Source organism: Burkholderia sp. BCC0322 (assembly GCF_902833045.1).
Classification (GTDB): Bacteria; Pseudomonadota; Gammaproteobacteria; order Burkholderiales; family Burkholderiaceae; genus Burkholderia.
The window spans coordinates 139612-158018 of record NZ_CADFDU010000004.1 but is presented as its reverse complement, the minus strand read 5'-3'; the positions used below and the strand labels follow the sequence as shown (position 1 = coordinate 158018).

Annotated in this window: 21 protein-coding genes; 20 read left to right on the top strand and 1 reads right to left on the bottom strand. The window is 68.7% G+C overall.

What is annotated here, in order from left to right:
- Positions 1-43: 43 nt before the first annotated feature.
- The 9 genes from HWX39_RS13930 (at position 44) to HWX39_RS13890 (ending at position 7091) form a co-directional block, all read left to right on the top strand.
- The gene (locus tag HWX39_RS13930; protein ID WP_175968658.1) at positions 44-631 is read left to right on the top strand and encodes a YbjN domain-containing protein; all 588 of its coding nucleotides are present in this window, start codon (positions 44-46) and stop codon (positions 629-631) included.
- Positions 628-1041, top strand: coding sequence for a hypothetical protein (locus tag HWX39_RS13925; protein WP_175968657.1), 414 nt, complete (start codon positions 628-630; stop codon positions 1039-1041). Before HWX39_RS13930 ends, HWX39_RS13925 begins: the two co-directional genes overlap by 4 nt.
- Before the next feature lie 44 nt (positions 1042-1085).
- Positions 1086-1976: a peptidylprolyl isomerase gene (locus HWX39_RS13920; protein ID WP_175968656.1), complete on the top strand. Its 891-nt coding sequence runs from the start codon at positions 1086-1088 to the stop codon at positions 1974-1976.
- A gap of 8 nt (positions 1977-1984) precedes the next feature.
- A complete protein-coding gene (locus HWX39_RS13915) occupies positions 1985-2815 on the top strand; it encodes a hypothetical protein (RefSeq protein WP_175968655.1) in 831 nt (276 codons plus the stop codon).
- A gap of 46 nt (positions 2816-2861) precedes the next feature.
- Positions 2862-3245, top strand: a complete 384-nt coding sequence (locus tag HWX39_RS13910; RefSeq protein ID WP_175968654.1) for a hypothetical protein — start codon at positions 2862-2864, stop codon at positions 3243-3245.
- A gap of 76 nt (positions 3246-3321) precedes the next feature.
- Positions 3322-4785, top strand: coding sequence for a Do family serine endopeptidase (locus HWX39_RS13905; protein ID WP_175968653.1), 1464 nt, complete (start codon positions 3322-3324; stop codon positions 4783-4785).
- A gap of 64 nt (positions 4786-4849) precedes the next feature.
- The gene (locus HWX39_RS13900) at positions 4850-5332 is read left to right on the top strand and encodes a YbaB/EbfC family DNA-binding protein (RefSeq protein ID WP_175968652.1); all 483 of its coding nucleotides are present in this window, start codon (positions 4850-4852) and stop codon (positions 5330-5332) included.
- 103 nt (positions 5333-5435) lie between these two features.
- Positions 5436-5915, top strand: coding sequence for a type 6 secretion system effector deamidase TecA (gene tecA, locus HWX39_RS13895; RefSeq protein WP_175968651.1), 480 nt, complete (start codon positions 5436-5438; stop codon positions 5913-5915).
- Between the two features lie 297 nt (positions 5916-6212).
- On the top strand, positions 6213-7091 hold the full coding sequence (locus tag HWX39_RS13890) for an IclR family transcriptional regulator (protein ID WP_244134993.1): 879 nt from the start codon (positions 6213-6215) through the stop codon (positions 7089-7091).
- 98 nt (positions 7092-7189) lie between these two features.
- Here HWX39_RS13890 and HWX39_RS13885 read toward each other — a convergent pair whose 3' ends face one another.
- The gene (locus tag HWX39_RS13885; protein ID WP_175968649.1) at positions 7190-8269 is read right to left on the bottom strand and encodes a porin; all 1080 of its coding nucleotides are present in this window, start codon (positions 8267-8269) and stop codon (positions 7190-7192) included.
- 444 nt (positions 8270-8713) lie between these two features.
- Here HWX39_RS13885 and HWX39_RS13880 point away from each other — a divergent pair, with 444 nt between their 5' ends.
- From HWX39_RS13880 to HWX39_RS13830, 11 genes are all read left to right on the top strand, one after another.
- Positions 8714-9031, top strand: a complete 318-nt coding sequence (locus HWX39_RS13880) for a non-heme iron oxygenase ferredoxin subunit (RefSeq protein ID WP_175968648.1) — start codon at positions 8714-8716, stop codon at positions 9029-9031.
- Between the two features lies 1 nt (position 9032).
- Positions 9033-9344 carry a recombinase-like helix-turn-helix domain-containing protein gene (locus tag HWX39_RS13875; RefSeq protein WP_175968647.1) on the top strand — a complete coding sequence of 104 codons (312 nt, stop codon included), beginning with the start codon at positions 9033-9035 and terminating at the stop codon, positions 9342-9344.
- Positions 9345-9396: 52 nt separating this feature from the next.
- Positions 9397-10467, top strand: a complete 1071-nt coding sequence (locus HWX39_RS13870) for an aromatic ring-hydroxylating dioxygenase subunit alpha (protein ID WP_175968646.1) — start codon at positions 9397-9399, stop codon at positions 10465-10467.
- Positions 10460-11230, top strand: coding sequence for an SDR family oxidoreductase (locus HWX39_RS13865; protein ID WP_175968645.1), 771 nt, complete (start codon positions 10460-10462; stop codon positions 11228-11230). The genes HWX39_RS13870 and HWX39_RS13865 overlap by 8 nt, the downstream gene beginning before the upstream one ends.
- Positions 11231-11259: 29 nt before the next feature.
- Positions 11260-11787: a cupin domain-containing protein gene (locus tag HWX39_RS13860; RefSeq protein ID WP_175968644.1), complete on the top strand. Its 528-nt coding sequence runs from the start codon at positions 11260-11262 to the stop codon at positions 11785-11787.
- A gap of 18 nt (positions 11788-11805) precedes the next feature.
- Complete coding sequence (locus HWX39_RS13855) at positions 11806-12702, top strand: alpha/beta fold hydrolase (RefSeq protein ID WP_175968643.1); 897 nt, start codon at positions 11806-11808, stop codon at positions 12700-12702.
- Complete coding sequence (locus HWX39_RS13850; protein WP_175968642.1) at positions 12699-13556, top strand: IclR family transcriptional regulator; 858 nt, start codon at positions 12699-12701, stop codon at positions 13554-13556. Before HWX39_RS13855 ends, HWX39_RS13850 begins: the two co-directional genes overlap by 4 nt.
- Positions 13553-14350 carry an SDR family oxidoreductase gene (locus HWX39_RS13845; RefSeq protein ID WP_175968641.1) on the top strand — a complete coding sequence of 266 codons (798 nt, stop codon included), beginning with the start codon at positions 13553-13555 and terminating at the stop codon, positions 14348-14350. The genes HWX39_RS13850 and HWX39_RS13845 overlap by 4 nt, the downstream gene beginning before the upstream one ends.
- A complete protein-coding gene (locus tag HWX39_RS13840; RefSeq protein WP_175968640.1) occupies positions 14343-16013 on the top strand; it encodes a thiamine pyrophosphate-binding protein in 1671 nt (556 codons plus the stop codon). The genes HWX39_RS13845 and HWX39_RS13840 overlap by 8 nt, the downstream gene beginning before the upstream one ends.
- The gene (locus HWX39_RS13835) at positions 16006-16833 is read left to right on the top strand and encodes an aspartate dehydrogenase (protein ID WP_175968639.1); all 828 of its coding nucleotides are present in this window, start codon (positions 16006-16008) and stop codon (positions 16831-16833) included. Before HWX39_RS13840 ends, HWX39_RS13835 begins: the two co-directional genes overlap by 8 nt.
- A gap of 72 nt (positions 16834-16905) precedes the next feature.
- The gene (locus HWX39_RS13830) at positions 16906-18396 is read left to right on the top strand and encodes an aldehyde dehydrogenase (protein ID WP_175968638.1); all 1491 of its coding nucleotides are present in this window, start codon (positions 16906-16908) and stop codon (positions 18394-18396) included.
- The last annotated feature ends 11 nt before the right edge of the window (positions 18397-18407 follow it).

Sequence of the window (18407 nt, the reverse complement as noted above, 5' to 3'; positions counted from 1 at the left end):
CGGGATGGAACCGATCGATTCGTTGAATACGGGGAAGACAGACATGCAAGACACGCAACCGAACGCCGGCGACGAACGCACGGCACACGACGCGCCGATCGAAGCGATCAGCGCCGACCACCTCGCCGACGTGCTGCGCCGCGCGGGCTACCGCGTGACGGCGGCGGAACAGAACGGCGCGGTGCAACTGATGAGCGCAAGCCAGGGCATCGGCTTCGCGGTGCGCTTCGGCAATCCGGCCGCCGCGCTCGCGCCGCAGGGCGCCGACGCACCGCCCGCCGCGCTGCTGTTCATCGACTACACGCTGTCGTGCGTGCTGCAGGTGCAGGGCGAATTGCCGGCCGAACTCGTCGCGGACTGGAACCGGACCAAGCGCTTTGCGCGTCTCGCGAGCCACGGGCCGTTTCTCGCGCTGGAAATGGACGTGGTCGTCGCCGGTGGCGTGTCCGAGCGCTACCTGCGTTCGACGATCGAGCTATGGGATCGCCTGATCCAGGAATTCCTGCTGCACCTGCGCAACCGTCCCGCGATGGCCGAGCAGGAAGCGGCGGCACGCGCGACGGCCGGCGGTCAGGCAGGCGCATCGCCGGTCGAAGCGGCCACGGCAGCGGTCGAGGCCACTGCGAAGTGAGGATCGGCGCCGCGCTGCGTGCGCTGCTGCCTGGCCGTGCACGGCGTGAGGCGGACGCGATAGCCGCGGGCGACGCACCCGCCGCGTGGGGCGCGTATGCCCGGCGTACCGCGCTGTGGCTGCAGGAGACGCTTGACGGCGACGACGCGGCGGTGTGCCTCCTGCGTGCCGGCATCGAGCATTGGGCCGGCGAGCGGGCCGATGCCGGCGACGACGGTCCCGTGCTGCCGGTGCGCGCGTGGCTCGACCGGTACGGGCACGTGACGCGCGTCGACAGCGGTGCGGCCGGACCACCGGCGCTCGACGCCGCGCTGCATGCGGCACTCGTCGGCCGGGCGGTCGGCGCGGCGCCGCCGCGCGGGATGGCGCAGCCGCTGGTCCTGCGCATGACGCTGACGGACGCGCGCTGATGCGGCGTCCGCATTTCAAGAGCAATCGAGAGGGCAGTCGAACGATGATGACGAAGATGAAGAGGCTGGCGGTCGTGGCAGGCAGTCTCGTGCTGGGCGTGCCGTTCGTCGCGCATGCACAGGACGACGTGATCGCGAATGCCGCGCAGGCGTCGGTCACGCAGGACGACATCGCGGGCCTGCTGAAGACGGTGAGCCCGGAAGGGCGCGAACGTCTCGCGGCCGATCCCGCGGCGCTCGACCAGGTCGTGCGTTCGACGCTCGCGCAGAAGGCCGTGCTGGCCGAGGCGAAAGCGAAGGGCTGGGACAAGCAGGCGCAGGTGCAGGCGGCCGTCGAGCAGGCGCGGCGCGATATCGTCGTGCGCAGCTACCTGGCGTCGGTGAATGCGCCGCCGGCCGACTATCCGTCCGACGCGGAGTTGCAGTCCGCGTATGACAAGAACCGCGCCGCGTTCACCGCGCCGCGCGCGCTGCATGTCGCGCAGATCTACATCGCGGTGCCGCCGAACGCGGATGCCGCCACGCTCGACAAGGCGCGCAAGCAGGCGGCCGATCTTGCGAACCGCGCGCGCAGCGGCGATTTTTCCGCGCTCGCGAAGGCGAACTCGCAGGACAAGGCCAGTGCCGCGAACGGCGGTGATCTCGGTTTCGTGCCCGATCAACTGATGGTGCCGGCAGTGCGGCAGGCGGCCGACGCGCTGAAGCCGGGCCAGGTCTCCGCACCGATCCAGACGCCGGCCGGTTTTCATGTCGTGAAGCTGATCGACGTCCGCGCGGCCGCGCCGCGTCCGCTGGCCGACGTGAAGGCGCAACTGCGCGAGATGATGCGTGCGCAGCGCACGCAGCAGAATGCACAGGCGTATCTCGCGAAGCTCGCCGCGAACGCACCGATCAACGAAGACGCGCTGAAGAAAGCGCTCGCGTCTGCCCGGTAGGCGCGCGCATGGCAACCGTTCGTTCGACGCCGCGCGTCGACGCCCCCGACCCGCGCACGCCGGGGCGACGCCGTCCGGCCGCGGCGGCCGACCGCCCGCGCATGCCGAAGGCGAACCCGTGGCCGGGCCGGCCCGGCGAGTGGCCCACGCATTGCCCGCTGTGCTTCGGCGCACTGGAGCCGTTGCCCGGTGCCGGCGGCTATGCACGGCACCGGAGCGCGCGGTGCTCCGCGCAGTGCGTGCTCACGACCCGCCAGTATCAGCCGGAGGAACTGACGATTCGCGGCTCGCGCGACGTGCAGGTCGCCGCCCGGCATCGCGAGCGCTTCGTGGCACAGTGGGCGCGCCATTACACGCTGATGCGGCGCGCGTGGCCCGCGCTCACGATCGGGCGCTTCATCGCGGTGATCTCGTGCGTGGACGTGGCGGATCTCTGGTCGTACCGGATGTTGCGCGACGACGATCTGGCGGCCGTGCTGCTCGTGCTCGCCGGCTTCCTGCGCGTGCCGGACGCATGCGGTGCCGATGCACCCGGCAACGACACGCGCGCGCCGGCGGTGCGCTGGGTGCGGTTCTGGTTCGACGCGAGCGTGCGCGACGTCGGCGATCTGTGGACGGCGGGCGGCAGCGCGCCGCCGCTGTTTCGCGTCGACTATCGCGAGCCGCTCGTCACGCCCTATCCGACGGGCGCACAGGTGCAGGCGTGGCAGCCGGTCGACGGCATGCGCGACGCATGGGTGCGGCAGGTCGATGCACAGGAGCCTGCCGTCGAAGCGTCCGATCGCGCGGCGTTCGCGCGTTTCCTGGCGCGCGCGTCGGCGCCGGGGACGAACCTGTGACGGCGGCAGGGCGAGTGCCATGAAGCCATTTCCGAAGGAGGCGCGCATGAGGATGCGACGACGCGGCATCGCGACGATTGTCTGCCTGCTGCTGGCAACCGGCGCACACGCGCAGGTCGGCCGCGCGGCGGCGAGCGCGGCCGCGCCTGCACCGGCCAGTCCGGGTTCGGCCACGAAGCCGGTGTGCGTCGATGCGGAGGTCGACGGCAAGCGTGCGCTGTCGTACGACTGCCTCAGCCAGCAGCTGAAGCCGAACGCCGACCCGCAGGCGGGCGCGTCGCAAACGGATTCGGAGCGGCTGTCGAAGCAGCCATCGAACCGACTCGGCACGTTCAACCTGTCGACCGAGCGAAACCGTTTCGGCGCGAACTGGGGCCGGTCGGCGACGCCGCAGCGGCCCGATGCGCCGGTCGCGGTGCCGCCGAAGTAATGCATGCGGCCGAGCGTGGGGCGCAGGGCGCGATGAGCCGGCGGCGTTCCGGCGCGAACCGACGAGGAACAGCGACATGAAAGCGGGCAGGCACACGAACCGGGCGGCGATGCCGCGAGCGATGGCCGGCGGGCTGGCGTTGGCCTGCGCGTGCGTTTGCGCAACGGCAACGGCTGCCGAGCGGCCCGCGCAGTCGGGTGCCGCGTCACCGACGTCAACGTCGACGTCAACGTCGACGTCAACGCCAGCGCCGACCGTCGCGCTGCCGAATTTTGCCGCGCTGGTCCGGCGTGTCGGGCCGGCCGTCGTCAACATCAGCGTCACGCGCGAAGTCACGCAGATGGGCATCCAGTTGCCGCCGGGCATCGCGCCCGATCATCCGCTCGCGCCGTTTCTTGCGCGCCGCGTGATCGGCAATCGCGAGGAGGTGAGCCTCGGTTCGGGCTTCATCGTCAGCGAGGACGGCGTGATCCTGACCAACCGGCACGTGGTCGGCGATGCGGTCGCGATCGACGTGAAGCTGACCGACAAGCGGCAGTTCAAGGGGCGTGTGATCGGCAGCGATCCCGTTTCCGACGTCGCGGTGATCCGCATCGACGCGCACAACCTGCCGGTCGTCGCGACCGGCGACCCGGCGCGCACCGAAGTGGGCGACTGGGTGATGGCGATCGGTTCGCCGTACGGGTTCGCGAACACGGTCACGCAGGGCATCGTCAGCGCGAAATCGCGCTCGTTGCCCGGCGAGCGCGCGATTCCGTTCATCCAGACCGACGTGCCGATCAACCCCGGCAATTCGGGCGGCCCGCTGTTCGACCTCGGCGGCCGCGTGATCGCGATCAACTCGATGATCTTCTCGAAGACGGGCGGCTACCAGGGGCTCGCGTTCGCGATTCCGATCGATATCGCGCTCGACGTGAAGGACCAGTTGCTGCGGACCGGCAAGGTCACGCGCGGCCGGCTCGGCGTGGCCGTCCAGGAAGTGAGCCAGGCGCTTGCGCGTTCGTTCGGCCTCGCCAACCCGGACGGCGCGCTGATCACCGTGGTCGAGCCGGATGGCCCGGCCGCGCACGCGGGCCTGCAGCCGGGCGACGTCGTACTCGCGGTCGACGGCAGGCCGGTCGCCGAATCGGCGGACCTGCTCGGCGCGGTCGCAGGCATGCGGGCCGGGCGGCAAACCGACCTGCTCGTGTGGCGCGCGGGCCGGGCGATGCACATGAGCGCGACGGTGGGCGCATTCGACAGCGGCACCGCGTCGGCGAGCGGCGAGCAAGGGCCCGCGCGGTTCGGGCTCGCGCTGCGCGCGGCGACCGACCAGGAGCGCCAGCGGCTCGGCGTCGGCCAGGCGCTCGTCGTCGAGCAGGCGAGCGGCCAGGCTGCCCGCGCGGGGTTGCAGCCCGGCGATGTCGTGCTGTCGGTCAACGGCACGCCGGTCGCGAACATCGGCGCGCTGATGACCGAGATCGACGCCGCGCACGGCAACGTCGCGCTGCTCGTCCAGCGCGGCGGCACGCGCCTGTACGTGCCGATCGAGATCGGCTGAGGGTTGCAGGACGAGCGGGCGACGCAACGCGGCGCGTCGGCGCATCGTCGAAACGGGAGGCGGGATGAAGCGAATGCAGCAGTGGGGCGTATCCGGTGGGTGGCGGGCGATCGTCGTCGCGTGGGCGCTTTTCGCAGGCGGCGTGTCGATGGCCGTCGCACAGACGGCCGACGTGCCGCAAACGTGGATCCGCTACGGACAGCTCGCCGGGCAGCAGTTCCAGACGTGGCTCGAAGCCGACGGCGACGCGGCCGATCGTCTGCACCGCTATCTCGAAGCGCGCGTATTGAATGCGAGCGCCGAGGCGCCGCCGCCCGCGATCGTCGTGCGCGCGTGGATCGGCACGAACGGCGCCGTCACGCGCGTCGAGTTCGCGTCGCTCGGCGATCCCGACGCGGACGCGACGCTGCGGCAACTGCTCACCGCCGGCCCGCTGACGGAGCCGCCGCCGCCCGACATGCTGCAGCCGCTGCGCGTGCGCCTGCGGCTCGCGCCGAATCCAGATGCGGCCGCCGCCGCGCCGGCCTCGGCGGCGCGCATGCCGTGACGTACGGAGCCGTGCGCGCGGACCAGGCCGGATATCGTAATAAGATATGAGGTTATTGCGTTGGCGGGGCGACGACGCCCCGCTGCTTCCACAGGAGCCACCCATGCAATTGACCCCGTTGGGCGCGCAGGTCGCCCAGTTCGGTTTCCCCGAGCGGCAGAGACACGCGCAGGCGCTGATAGCCGGCACGGCCGACATCAACACGTATGTTTCCGGCGGCGTCTGCTACGACGCCGCGGCCTATGTGCGGTATCTGATGCGCGCCGACGCGCTGATCACGCCCAACACGCTGCTCGACACGATCGGTCAGCACTGGCGGCCGCGGTTCAACTTCGAGAACGGCAGCGAATGGGACGGGCGCGCGAACATTCCGGCCGGGACCGCGGTCGGCTTCTCGCGCGGCGGCTCGGTCTTTCATGCGGCGATCGCCGTCGGCGGCACCGCGATCCGGGCCGTGAACGGCGGGCTCCTCGGCAGCGGATGGCGGTATGCGGTCGACCTGGCACGCGTGCTCGAACCGGCCGCGGCCGGCGGCTTTACGTACGACCGCGCGAACATTCGGGTTCATCTGTCGCGCCTGTAACACACGCGCCTCCCGGCGCAGCAGGCCGCGCCGGCCGCGATCCGTGGGCCGCTCGCCGCGCACGCGGCCGCTACCGGCCGTCCGGCGATTTCCGCATGGCGTCGCGCTGTCCATCACTGCTATCCTCTCGACCGTGAATGACTCTTCATGGAGTCGTGGCGGCGCATGCTGCGTCGCGGCGAAGCGCGCGGATGCAACCGCGTGCGCGCCGGGGCGGCATGACCGGCCGTCCACGACGATCCGTGCCTGTTTCGTGACTGATTTCCTACCGTCCATGTCCACATGGTCAAGACAACGATGAGCGGCGCACCTGAAACCGCGGCGCCCGGCGACGACGAATCGCATGGCGGCGCGTCGTCCTACCTGGTGCCGGGGCTCGAACGCGGGCTGCGGATCCTCGCCGAATTCTCCGCGCGCGAGCCGGTGCTCGGCGCGCCCGAGCTGTCGAAGCGCATCGGCATTCCGCGCACGACCACGTTCCGCCTGCTGCAGACCCTCGAAGCGCTCGGTTTCCTCGAGCGCGTGAATGGCGACCGCTATTTCCGGCTCGGTGTCGGCGTGCTGCGGCTCGGCTTCGAATACCTGAATTCGCTCGAACTGACCGATCTCGGCGGGCCCGTGCTCGAACGGCTGCGCGATGCGACCGGCCTGTCGACGCATCTGCTGATCCGCGACCAGCGCGACGTCGTGTTCGTCGCGAAGGCGCAGAGCAACGCGTCGATGTTCGGTTCGGTGAAGGTGCACGTCGGCACGCGCCTGCCCGCGCATGCCACGGTGCACGGCCACGTGTTGATGGGCGACCTGACGCGAGACGCACTGCGCCAGCTCTACCCGGAAAAGCGCCTCGAGCAGTTCACCGAGCGCACGCCGGGCACCGTCGACGAGCTGTACGAACGCGTGCGCCACTATGCGCGGCTCGGCTATGCGGTGAGCGAGGCGGCATTCGAGAGCGGCATTTCGGCGGTCACCGCGCCCGTACGCGATCATTCGGGCTCGATCGTCGCGGCGATCACAGCCACGGTGCCGCGCTCGGAGATCGGCGAGGCCCGCGAGAAGGAACGGCTCGTCGAGGCCGTGTGCGGCGCGGCGGTCGACCTGTCACAGCGGTTGAACTATCGTCCGCTCGAAAGCGATCCGACATTCGCGCACGCGCGCCACAAGGTCGCGATGTTCTGAGTGTTGCGATGCGCGGCCGTGCAAAGGCCGCGCACAAATGAAAAAGAGCGGCCCGCGGGCCGCTCTTGTCGTTTCAGGCGGCGAACGCCCGGCTTCGTTCAGAACGAGTGGTGGATCCCGGTGAGCACGATCACCTGGTTCGCGGTGCTCGACACGCCTGCCGTGAAGAACGCGGCTTTCGCGCCGCCCGAGCCGTGTTCGTACAGCACGTTTGCATACAACTGCGTGCGCTTCGACAGCGAATAGATGTCGCCGAGCTCGGCCTGCGTCCAGCGGCGGCCGGCCAGCGTCGTGGTCGCCGCGCCGCCCGCGATCGTGTTGAACGCGCTGCTGCGGTAGTTCACACCCGCGTCGTAGCTCTGGAACGTGTCCGAGAAGCCGTTCGACTGCATCTTCGTGCGCGTGTACAGGCCGTGCACGAGGAAGTCGCCGAACTGGTAGGACGCGCCCGCGCCAATGTTCTCGACCTTGCTTGCGGTGTAGCCGTTCGCGGTGTTCTGCCCCTGGAACGACGTGATGCCGGTCGTGCTGATCAGGATCGAGCGGTCGTGCTCGTTCGAGTACACGGCCGACGCCTTGAATGGCCCGTTCGCATAGTTCAGCGCGACGCCGAGCGACTTGCCGGTCGAGAAGTTCGTCGTGTTGCCGAGCGCCATCGTCGCCGCGGCCGAGAAGCCCGCGAAGGTCGGCGAACGGTACTTGACCGCGTTGTTGTACGGCACGTTGCCGGTCGCGGCGAGCCCGTCGATGTTGCCGGGGTGGAACGCGTACCAGCTCAGCGCGAGGTAGGCGGTGCTGAGCGGATCGAGATAGTCGAACGACAGCGGCGTCTGGCGGCCGAGCGTCAGCGTGCCGTAGCGCTCCGAGCCGAGGCCGACGAACGCCGCGCGGTTCCAGATCGTGTTCGCGGTCGCGAACTGGCCATTGTTCGTATAGAAGCCGTTTTCGAGCTGGAAGATCGCCGACAGGCCATTGCCGAGGTCTTCCTTGCCCTTCAGGCCCCACCGATCGGGCTGCGTGTTGCCCTGGATCATCGCCCATTTCGCATGGCCGCCGACATTGTTCACGTACGCGACGCCCGCATCCGTGCTGCCGTACAGCGTCACGCTGCTCTGCGCCCACGCGCCCGACGCGGCGCCCAATCCGATCACTGCTGCTGCTACCGCATGCTTGACCATTTGATCTCCTGAATCTCCAACCTGATGAAAACGTGTCGTGGCGGCATGCGCGGGAACGGCCGGCCGTCGCGCGTTTTCGCCATCGAGCGGGCATTCGTATGTTCCATATAAGGAACAGTGTGCCTCTGATGGAATGGAGTATAGAGGCGTCGAGCACCGAGTCAAAAATAATTTTTTCGGGACGGATGGGTTGCCGACCGATGCCCGGCAGCGGCGCCTGATGTCCCGAAAAAGCCGGTAAATACCCGTCTTACAACAAAAAATTACATTCGATAAGGCAGGCGAAAGCGATCGTCGATCCAGCGGTCGGTGTTTTCCCTAGGACGTGCAGCTTTTTGTTTTACTCGTGGAAACTCGCTCCTATAATCACCATCCATAAACTGACGTTCCGGATATGGAACAAATCGGAACAAACCGAGAGTCGATCAGAAGGAAGGGTGTGAGATGTCTGAACAATGGGTTTGCGCCGGGCACGCCGGCGCGCTGTCGGAAGACACGCCGATCGAGTTCAAGCGAGCCGACGGTGTCGAAATCGGGATCTACCGTGTCGGCGACGACGTGTATGCGCTCGAGAACGTATGCCCGCATGCGTACGCGCTGCTGACGCAGGGGTTCGTCGACGAAGGCACGGTCGAATGCCCGCTGCACGAGGCCGTGTTCGACATCAAGACGGGCGAATGCCTGAAGGGGCCGGGCGGACGCGCACTGAAGCAGTACGCGGTGCGTCTCGCCGGCGAGGAAATCCAGATCAAGGTGGAATGACATGAAAGAAGCGACCGTCAACTTCAATCCCTTCCTGAAGCCGTGGGTGGCGCCGCAGCCGAACAACGTCGCGGGCAAGGGGCAGATCGAGATCCCCGGCCAGGTCGAGAACCAGGTCTGGCAGAACCGCAAGGCCGCACCGACCCAGTACGAAAACGACCTCGGCGATGCGCTCGAGCGCGTGTTCGAAGCCGGCGCGATCGAGCTGGACGATGTCGTCGCGGGCCTGAACCGCATCGGTTTCCGCGCGCCGGACGGCACGGTGTGGACCGCCGAGCGCTTCCGCGCCGAAATGGCCTCGCTCGCGGAATGACCGCTTGAGCGCTGGCAGCCGACCCGACGACAACCGCATCCGGAGCACACTGATGACGTCCCCCGTACAACACGCAGCCCAACACGACCCGGTCCGTGACTACCTCGACCGCGGCATCAAGAACTACTGGTATCCCGTCGCGCCGAGCTGGCAGGTGTCGAATGCACCGGTCGGCCTCACGCGCCTGTCCGAGCAGATCGTGCTGTGGCGCGATCACGACGGCAAGGTTCACGCGCTCGAGGATCGCTGCCCGCACCGCGGCGCGCGCCTGTCGCTCGGCTGGAACCTCGGCGGCAACATTGCCTGCTGGTATCACGGCATCGAAGTCGACGGCGGCGGCACGGTCAACCGCGTGCCGGCCGTATCGAACTGTCCGCTCGAAGGCATGAAGTGCGTGAAGTCGTATCCGGTCGAGGAGAAGGCCGGGGCGATCTTCCTGTGGTTCGGCGACGAAGCGCACGGCGAGCCTGCGCCGCTGAACCTGCCCGAGGAACTGGTCGAGGACGAGTACGGCCACTTCTTGTGCGTGTCGAACTGGAAGTGCAATTACCAGTACGCGATCGACAACGTGATGGACCCGATGCACGGCGCATACCTGCACGCCACCTCGCACTCGATGGCCGAAGGCGACAAACAGGCCGAGATGCGCGTGCGCAAGACGGAAACGGGCCTGATGTTCGAGAAGATCGGCCAGCGCGACGTGAACTTCGACTGGGTCGAGCTCGGCGAAACGGGCTGCCTGTGGATGCGCCTCGCGATCCCGTACAAGCAGAAGTTCGGCCCGGGCGGCAACTTCGGGATCATCGGCTTCGCGACGCCGGTCGACGGCGACAACTGCCAGGTCTACTTCTGGCGCACGCGCAAGGTCAGCGGCTGGCAGCGCGACGTGTGGCGCTTCATGTACCGCAACCGCCTCGAGGGCCTGCACTGGGACGTGCTCGAGCAGGACCGCTACGTCCTCGAAAGCCTCGCGCCGAATGCGCGCGATCACGAATACCTGTACCAGCACGACGTCGGCATGACGCGCGTGCGCCGGATGCTGCGCACGCGTGCGCAGGAGCATCTCTCCGCGCTCGACGCGCATCGCGCGGCGCAGGCCGCGGCGGAGTCCTCGAATGGCTGAGCGCGCTCCGGTCGTGTCGCTCGCGGGGCGCCGCGTGCTCGTCACGGGCGGCGCGCGCGGGCTCGGCGCGGCGTTCGTGACGGCGCTCGTCGAAGCGGGCGCGCAGGTCGCGTTCGGCGACGTGCTGGCCGACGAAGGCCGTGCGCTTGCCGCGCAACTCGCCAAAGCCGGCCATGTCGCGCATTTCGTCGCGCTCGATCTCGCCGATCCGGCGAGCGTCACCGCGTTCGTCGCGCAGGGCGCGGCGGCGCTCGGCGGCATCGACGCGCTGATCAACAACGCGGCGATCACGAACTCGGGCGGCAAGCTGTCGACCGAGCTCGACGTGCCGACGTGGGACGCCGTGATGAACGTGAACGTGCGCGGCGTGTGGCTCGTCAGCAATGCGGCGCTGCCGTACCTCGCGCAATCGGGTCGCGGCGCGATCGTGAACCTCGCATCGGACACCGCGCTGTGGGGCGCACCGAAGCTGCTCGCGTACGTCGCGAGCAAGGGCGCGGTGATCGCGATGACGCATGCGCAGGCGCGCGAGTTCGGCGCGCACGGCGTGACGGTCAACGCGATCGCGCCGGGGCTCACCGAAGTCGAGGCAACCGCGTACGTGCCGGCCGAGCGCCACGCGTTCTACATGCAGGGCCGCGCGCTGACGCGCGCACAGGTGCCCGACGACGTGACGGGCCCGGTGCTGTTCCTGCTGTCGGACGGCGCGCGCTTCGTGACGGGGCAACTGCTGCCGGTGAACGGCGGCTTCGTGATGAATTGATGTTTTCACCCTTGATGAAGGAGTTGACGATGGCGGACGCCGATCTCGAACGCAAGTCGTGGGACCAGCCGGAAGGCGCAAGCTTCAACGACTGGATGGAAGGGCGCGTGGCGCGCTACGCGACGCGGCGCTACGACTGGGACGCACTGAAGTTCCAGGCCGACTGCGACCCGAAGTACCGCCGCGCGCAGATGCGCTACGTCGGCACGGGCGGCACGGGCGTCGCGAAGGACGTCAACACGGTGCCGGCCGGCGGCTTCACGTTCTCGACGATGGTCATCCCGGCCGGCAACATCGGCCCGAGCCACATCCATATCGACGTGGAAGAAATCTTCTTCGTGCTGCGCGGCAAGATGAAGGTGATCTGCGAGCGCGACGGCGAGACGTGGGAAGCGATCCTCGGCGAGCGCGACCTGATCTCGGTGCCGCCGGGCGTGTATCGCACGGAAATCAACATCGGCGAGGAAGACGCGCTGATGTGCGTGATGCTCGGTTCGCCGAAGCCGATCACGCCGACGTATCCGCCCGATTCGCCGCTCGCGAAGATCAAGCGCTGAGACGGAGCCGGTGAAGCAATGAGTGTCATCGACAAACGTGAACGCGACCGCACCGCGGCATTCGCCGCGCTGCTCGGGCAGTTTCCCGAACAGCGTTGCGCGGCCGGCGCGGCGGGCACGATCGGCTACCGCGAGGCCGGCGCGCAGCATGCAGGCCGTGCGCTGCCCGTCGTGCTGCTGCACGGGATCGGCTCGGGCGCCGCATCGTGGGTCCGCCAGCTCGACACGCTCGGCGCATCGCGGCGCGTGCTCGCGTGGGATGCGCCCGGTTACGGCGCGTCGACGCCGGTGCACGGCGCGTCGCCGGCCGCCGCCGATTACGCGGCATCGCTCAACGCGTGGCTCGAGGCACTCCGCATCGAACGCTGCGTGCTGGTCGGGCATTCGCTCGGCGCGATCATCGCGGGCGGTCTCGCCCGCGTGATGCCCGCGCGGATCGCCGGCCTGCTGCTGGTGTCGCCCGCGGGCGGCTACGGCAGCGCCCCGGCTGAAACGCGCGAATCGCGCCGCGACGCGCGGCTCGCGATGCTTGCCGAACTCGGTCCGGCCGGGCTCGCCGAACAGCGCAGCGGCAACATGCTGTCCGGTTTCGCGAGCGAGGAGGCGCGTGCGTGGGTGCGCTGGAACATGGCGCGCATCGTGCCGGCCGGCTATGCGCAGGCCACGCATCTGCTCGCGAACGCCGATCTCGCCACCGATCTCGCCGGCTTTCGCGGCCGCACGGCCGTGGCCGTCGGCGCGAACGACGCGATCACGCCGCCCGCCGCGTGCGAGCGGATCGCCGCGGCCGCACACGTCGGGCTGCAGGTGATTCCGCAAGCAGGCCACGCGGGCTACGTGGAAGCACCGGCCGTCTATTCCGCACTGATCGACACGTTCTGCCGTCAGTGCGACTCACAGCGGGGGCTCGCATGAACGAACCGCTGCAACGAGCCGACGCCGAAAGCGGCAAGGGCGAGGCCAGTTACGTGGTGCCGGGTCTCGAACGCGGGCTGCGGATCCTCGCAGAATTCTCGCCGCGCGAGCCGGTGCTCGGCGCGCCCGAATTGTCGAAGCGGCTCGGCATTCCGCGCACGACGGTGTTCCGTTTGCTGCAGACGCTCGAATCGCTCGGCTTCCTCGAGCGCGCGGACAAGGATCGCAACTACAAGCTCGGCATCGCCGTGCTGCGGCTCGGTTTCGAATACCTGAGCTCGCTGGAGCTGACCGATCTCGGCCTGCCCGTGATCGAAAGCCTGCGCGACGCGACCGGCTTCACGACGCACATCGTGATCCGCGACGGCCGCGACGTGGTGTTCGTCGCGAAGGCGCAGAGCCAGGCGCCGGTGTTCAGCTCGATCCGCGTGAACGTCGGCACGCGCCTGCCCGCGCATGCAACGACGCACGGCCACGTACTGATGGGCGACCTGTCGTTGAAGGAGCTGCATGCGCTGTATCCGGAAGGCGCGCTGAACCGGATGACGAACGCGACACCCGAGACGGTCGATGCGCTGTACGACTTGATCCGCGAGGATGCGCTGCGCGGCTACGGTGTCAGCAATTCGTCGTTCGAGCGCGGCATCTCGGTGGTCACGGCGCCGGTGCGCAACGAGACGCAGAAGATCGTCGCGTGCATCACGGTGACGGTGCCGCGGCCGGAAATCGACGCGGCGCTGATCGCGGACGGCCTGATCGACAAGGTGCAGCGCGCGGCGGCGGAACTGTCGCGGCGGCTCAATTACCGCTCGGATGACGAGCACACGTTTCTGAAGGCATTAGGACTCCGATGATTGAGATCGATCTGACCGGGCATGTCGCGGTGGTGACGGGCGGTTCGTCCGGCATCGGCCTCGCGACGGCCGAACGGTTCCTGCAGGCGGGCGCATCGGTCGCGATTTGCGGCCGCGACAGCGACCGCCTAGCACGCGCCGAAGCGATGCTCGCTGAAAAATACCCGGGCGCGCAACTGCTCGCCGAGCGCTGCAACGTGCTCGACGAAACCGATGTGGCCGCGTTCGCGCAAGCGGTTTCGACGCGTTTCGGCCGTGCCGACATGCTGGTCAACAATGCCGGCCAGGGGCGCGTGTCGACCTTCGCCGACACGACCGACGACGCGTGGCGCGAAGAACTCGAACTGAAGTATTTCAGCATCATCCGCCCGACGCGCGCGTTCCTGCCGCTGCTGCGCGACGCGCACGCGCCGACGATCACCTGCGTGAACTCGCTGCTCGCGCTGCAGCCGGAGCCGCACATGGTCGCGACGTCGTCCGCGCGCGCGGGCGTGCTGAGCCTCGTGAAGTCGCTCGCGGCCGAACTCGCGCCGCAGCGCATTCGCGTGAACTCGATCCTGATCGGCATCGTCGAGTCGGGCCAGTGGCGCCGCCGTTACGAAACGCAGGCGCGGTCCGGCGAAAGCTGGGAGGACTGGACGGGCGCGATCGCCCGCACGAAGAACATTCCGCTGAACCGCTTCGGCAAGCCTGACGAGGCCGCCTGGGCACTTTTTTATCTCGCAACGCATCTGTCGTCGTACACGACGGGCAGCCATATCGACGTTTCTGGAGGCTTTGCACGCCATGTCTGAAAAAACCACGGTTGGCGAGCTGATTGCCACCTTCCTCGAGCAGTGCGGCGTGAAGACCGCATTCGGTGTCATCTCGATCCACAACATGCCGATCCTCGACGCGATCAACACGCGCGGCAACATCCGGTACGTCGGCGCACGCGGCGAAGCCGGCGCATTGAACATGGCCGACGGCCTGGCCCGCGTGTCGGGCGGCCTCGGCGTCGCGTTCACCAGCACGGGCACGGCGGCGGGCAACGCGGCCGGCGCGATGGTCGAGGCGCTGACGGCCGGCACCGCGCTGCTGCACATCACCGGGCAGATCGAGACGCCGTACCTCGACCGGGATCTGGCGTACATCCACGAAGCCCCCGACCAGTTGTCGATGCTGGACGCGATCTCGAAGGCCGCGTTCCGCGTGCGCTCGGTCGAAACTGTGCTGCCGACGATCCGCGAAGCCGTGCGCATCGCGCAGACCGCGCCGACTGGCCCGGTGTCGGTCGAGATTCCGATCGACATCCAGGCCGCTGAAATCGAATGGCCGGAAGACCTGGAGCCCGCGCACGTCGCGGTATGCGAGCACGACGCGGCCCGCGTCGCGAAGCTCGCCGACGCCCTGGCGGCCAAGCGTCGCCCGCTGCTGTGGCTCGGCGGCGGCGCGCGCCACGCACGCGAGGAAGTCGAACGCCTCGTGAAGCTCGGCTTCGGCGTCGTGACGAGCGTGCAGGGCCGAGGCGTGCTGCCCGAGGATCATCCGGCGACGCTCGGCGCGTTCAACGTGCACGCATCCGTCGAAGCGTTCTACAAGACCTGCGATGCGCTGGTCGTCGTCGGTTCGCGCCTGCGCGGCAACGAGACGCTGAAGTACCGGCTCGCGCTGCCGCAGCCGCTGTTCCGCATCGACGCCGACGCGCTTGCCGACAACCGCGGCTATCGCAACGAGTTGTTCGTGCACGGCGATTCGAAGCGCGTGCTGGCCGAGCTGGCTGACCGGCTCGAAGGCCGCCTGTCGATCGATCCGCGGTTCGCGGCCGATCTCGCGGCCGCCCGCGAGCAGGCGGTGGGCGACGTGTCGAAGGGCCTCGGGCCGTACAAGCAGCTCGTCGATACGCTGCAGGGCGCCGTGGGCCGCGACTACAACTGGGTGCGCGACGTGACGATCTCGAACAGCACGTGGGGCAACCGCCTGCTGAAGATCTTCGAGCCGCGCTCGGGCGTGCATGCGCTCGGCGGCGGCATCGGCCAGGGCATCCAGATGGGCATCGGCGCGGCGCTCGCGGGCGCGGCGGCGAAGACGGTTTGCCTCGTCGGCGACGGCGGCCTGATGGTCAACGTCGGCGAGCTCGTGACGGCCGTGCAGGAAAACGCGAACGTGATGATCGTGCTGATGAACGACCAGTGCTACGGCGTGATCCGCAACATCCAGGACGCGCACTACGACGGCCGCCGCTGCTTCGTGCAGTTGCACCAGCCCGATTTCGCGCAGTTCTGCGCGAGCTTCGGCCTCACCCATTACCGGATCACGTCGCTCGACCAGGCCGAAGCGATCGTGCGCGAAGGGCTGGCGAAGGAAGGCCCGGTGATGGTCGAGGTCGACATGCTGTCGGTCGGCTCGTTCGCATCGAACTTCGCGGGCCCGCCGGTGAAGAAGGAAGAAACGCCGTCGGAGCGCCAGTATGCATAACGGGCAAAAGCGGGCCCACGCACCGGTCGACGTCGCGATGATCGGCTTTGGCGCGATCGGCGCGGCCGTCTACCACGCGGTCGAGCACGATGCGTCGTTGCGCGTCGCGCACGTGATCGTGCCGGAACACCAGCGCGCGGCGGTGCAGGGCGTGCTGGGCGGCGCGGTGGAGGTCGTGTCGTCGGTCGGCGCACTGGCGCGCCGCCCCGAGTTCGCGCTCGAATGCGCGGGCCACAGCGCGCTGGTCGATCACGTCGTGCCGCTGCTGAAAGCCGGCACCGATTGCGCGGTCGCGTCGATCGGCGCGCTGTCCGATCTCGCGCTGCTGGATGTGCTCGCGCAGGCGGCCGACGAAGGCGACGCGACGGTGACGCTGCTGTCCGGCGCGATCGGCGGCATCGATGCGCTGGCGTCCGCGAAGCAGGGCGGCCTCGACGAAGTGCTGTACGTGGGCCGCAAGCCGCCGCTGGGCTGGCTCGGTACACCCGCCGAGGCGCTGTGCGACCTGCGTGCGATGAGCGAGGAAAAGGTGATCTTCGAAGGCAGCGCGCGCGATGCCGCGCGCCTGTATCCGAAGAACGCGAACGTCGCGGCAACCGTCGCGCTCGCGGGCCTCGGCCTCGACGCGACGCACGTGCGCCTGATCGCCGATCCGGCCGTCGTACGCAACGTGCACCGCATCACCGCACGCGGCGCATTCGGCGAGATGACGCTGGAAATGAGCGGCAAGCCGCTGCCTGACAACCCGAAGACATCCGCGCTGACGGCGTACAGCGCGATCCGCGCGCTGCGCAACCGCGCGGCCCGCTGCGTGATCTGACCGGGCCGTTGAAGGTCCGCCCGCGCCACGGCGAAGGCGGACGTGCAGAGACAGATTTGTGGGACTTGTGACATGACTCCTTTCGATACGAGCCTCGTACCCGACGGCAACATCCTGATCGGCGGTGAATGGCGGCGCGGCCGTGGCGCGCCTTACGCGAGCATCTATCCGGCCGACCAGTCGCTGAACATGGAAGTGTCGACCGCGAATGCGCAAGACGCGGCCGAAGCCGTCGAGGCCGCCGACGCCGCGTGGCGCCGCGCCGACTGGGCCGGGCTGAAGCCGCACCTGCGCGCGCAGGTGCTGTACCGCATCGCCGATCTGATCATGCAGCGCCACGAGGCGCTCGCGAACCTGCAGCGTCGCGACAACGGCAAGCCGATCGGCGAGACGCGCGTGCTGGTGGCGAGCGCCGCGAACACGTTTCGCTATTTCGCGGCGTGCCTCGAAACGCTCGACGAGGAACTGACGCCGTCGCGCGGCGACTACCTGACGATGAGCGTGTACGAACCGATCGGCGTGATCGCGGCGATCACGCCGTGGAATTCGCCGATCGCATCCGATGCGCAGAAGCTCGCACCGGCGCTCGCCGGCGGCAACGCGGTGGTGCTCAAGCCGGCCGAAGTCACGCCGCTCGTGTCGCTAGCGCTGGCTCGCATCTGCGAGGAAGCGGGCGTGCCGAAGGGCGTGCTGAGCGTGCTGCCGGGCAAGGGCTCGGTGATCGGCGACGTGCTGGTGCGTCATCCGCTGGTGAAGAAAGTGTCGTTCACCGGCGGCACCGAAGTGGGCCGCGGCATCGCGCGCATCGCGGCCGAGAAGCTGATGCCGGTGTCGCTCGAACTCGGCGGCAAGTCGCCGACGATCGTCTGCGAAGACGCCGATCTCGATCACGCGGTCAACGGCGTGCTGTACGGGATCTTCAGCTCGTCGGGCGAAGCGTGCATCGCGGGCTCGCGGCTGTTCGTGCAGCGCGCGGTGTATGACGCATTCATGCAGCGCCTGGTCGCGGGCGCACGCAAGCTGCGCGTGGGCGACCCGACGCGCCCCGACACGCAGATGGGGCCGCTGATCACCGCGAAGCATCGCGAATCGGTGGAGCGCTACGTGGCGCTCGGTCTCGAGGAAGGCGGCCGCCTGCTGTGCGGCGGTGAGCGGCCGTCGGGCGACGGGCGCGAGCACGGCTTCTTCTATCAGCCGACGATACTCGAAGGCCTGCCGAACAGCGCGCGCATCTGTCAGGAGGAAATCTTCGGCCCGGTGCTCGTCGCGATGCCGTTCGACGACGAAGCGTCGCTGATCGCGCAGGCGAACGACAGCGTGTTCGGCCTGGCGGCCGGCATCTGGACGCGCGACTACAAGCGCGCGTGGCGCATCGCGCGTGCGCTGGAGACGGGCACCGTCTGGATCAACACGTACAAGCTGTTTTCGATTTCCACGCCGTTCTCGGGCTGGAAGGAGAGCGGGATGGGGCGCGAGAAGGGTCGTCTCGGCATCCGCGAGTACATGCAGCAGAAGAGCCTCTACTGGGGCTTGAACGACGCGCCGCTGCCGTGGGCGAACTGAGCGAAGGGGAA

Coding starts and splice junctions, on each gene's coding strand:
- HWX39_RS13845 (WP_175968641.1), top strand. CDS start 13,553: ATGATTGAGATCGATCTGACCGGGCATGTCGCGGTGGTGACGGGCGGT.
- HWX39_RS13835 (WP_175968639.1), top strand. CDS start 16,006: ATGCATAACGGGCAAAAGCGGGCCCACGCACCGGTCGACGTCGCGATG.
- HWX39_RS13870 (WP_175968646.1), top strand. CDS start 9,397: ATGACGTCCCCCGTACAACACGCAGCCCAACACGACCCGGTCCGTGAC.
- HWX39_RS13880 (WP_175968648.1), top strand. CDS start 8,714: ATGTCTGAACAATGGGTTTGCGCCGGGCACGCCGGCGCGCTGTCGGAA.
- HWX39_RS13830 (WP_175968638.1), top strand. CDS start 16,906: ATGACTCCTTTCGATACGAGCCTCGTACCCGACGGCAACATCCTGATC.
- HWX39_RS13855 (WP_175968643.1), top strand. CDS start 11,806: ATGAGTGTCATCGACAAACGTGAACGCGACCGCACCGCGGCATTCGCC.
- HWX39_RS13910 (WP_175968654.1), top strand. CDS start 2,862: ATGAGGATGCGACGACGCGGCATCGCGACGATTGTCTGCCTGCTGCTG.
- HWX39_RS13840 (WP_175968640.1), top strand. CDS start 14,343: ATGTCTGAAAAAACCACGGTTGGCGAGCTGATTGCCACCTTCCTCGAG.
- HWX39_RS13930 (WP_175968658.1), top strand. CDS start 44: ATGCAAGACACGCAACCGAACGCCGGCGACGAACGCACGGCACACGAC.
- HWX39_RS13850 (WP_175968642.1), top strand. CDS start 12,699: ATGAACGAACCGCTGCAACGAGCCGACGCCGAAAGCGGCAAGGGCGAG.
- HWX39_RS13890 (WP_244134993.1), top strand. CDS start 6,213: ATGAGCGGCGCACCTGAAACCGCGGCGCCCGGCGACGACGAATCGCAT.
- HWX39_RS13860 (WP_175968644.1), top strand. CDS start 11,260: ATGGCGGACGCCGATCTCGAACGCAAGTCGTGGGACCAGCCGGAAGGC.
- HWX39_RS13875 (WP_175968647.1), top strand. CDS start 9,033: ATGAAAGAAGCGACCGTCAACTTCAATCCCTTCCTGAAGCCGTGGGTG.
- tecA (WP_175968651.1), top strand. CDS start 5,436: ATGCAATTGACCCCGTTGGGCGCGCAGGTCGCCCAGTTCGGTTTCCCC.
- HWX39_RS13900 (WP_175968652.1), top strand. CDS start 4,850: ATGAAGCGAATGCAGCAGTGGGGCGTATCCGGTGGGTGGCGGGCGATC.
- HWX39_RS13920 (WP_175968656.1), top strand. CDS start 1,086: ATGATGACGAAGATGAAGAGGCTGGCGGTCGTGGCAGGCAGTCTCGTG.
- HWX39_RS13915 (WP_175968655.1), top strand. CDS start 1,985: ATGGCAACCGTTCGTTCGACGCCGCGCGTCGACGCCCCCGACCCGCGC.
- HWX39_RS13905 (WP_175968653.1), top strand. CDS start 3,322: ATGAAAGCGGGCAGGCACACGAACCGGGCGGCGATGCCGCGAGCGATG.
- HWX39_RS13865 (WP_175968645.1), top strand. CDS start 10,460: ATGGCTGAGCGCGCTCCGGTCGTGTCGCTCGCGGGGCGCCGCGTGCTC.
- HWX39_RS13885 (WP_175968649.1), bottom strand. CDS start 8,269: ATGGTCAAGCATGCGGTAGCAGCAGCAGTGATCGGATTGGGCGCCGCG.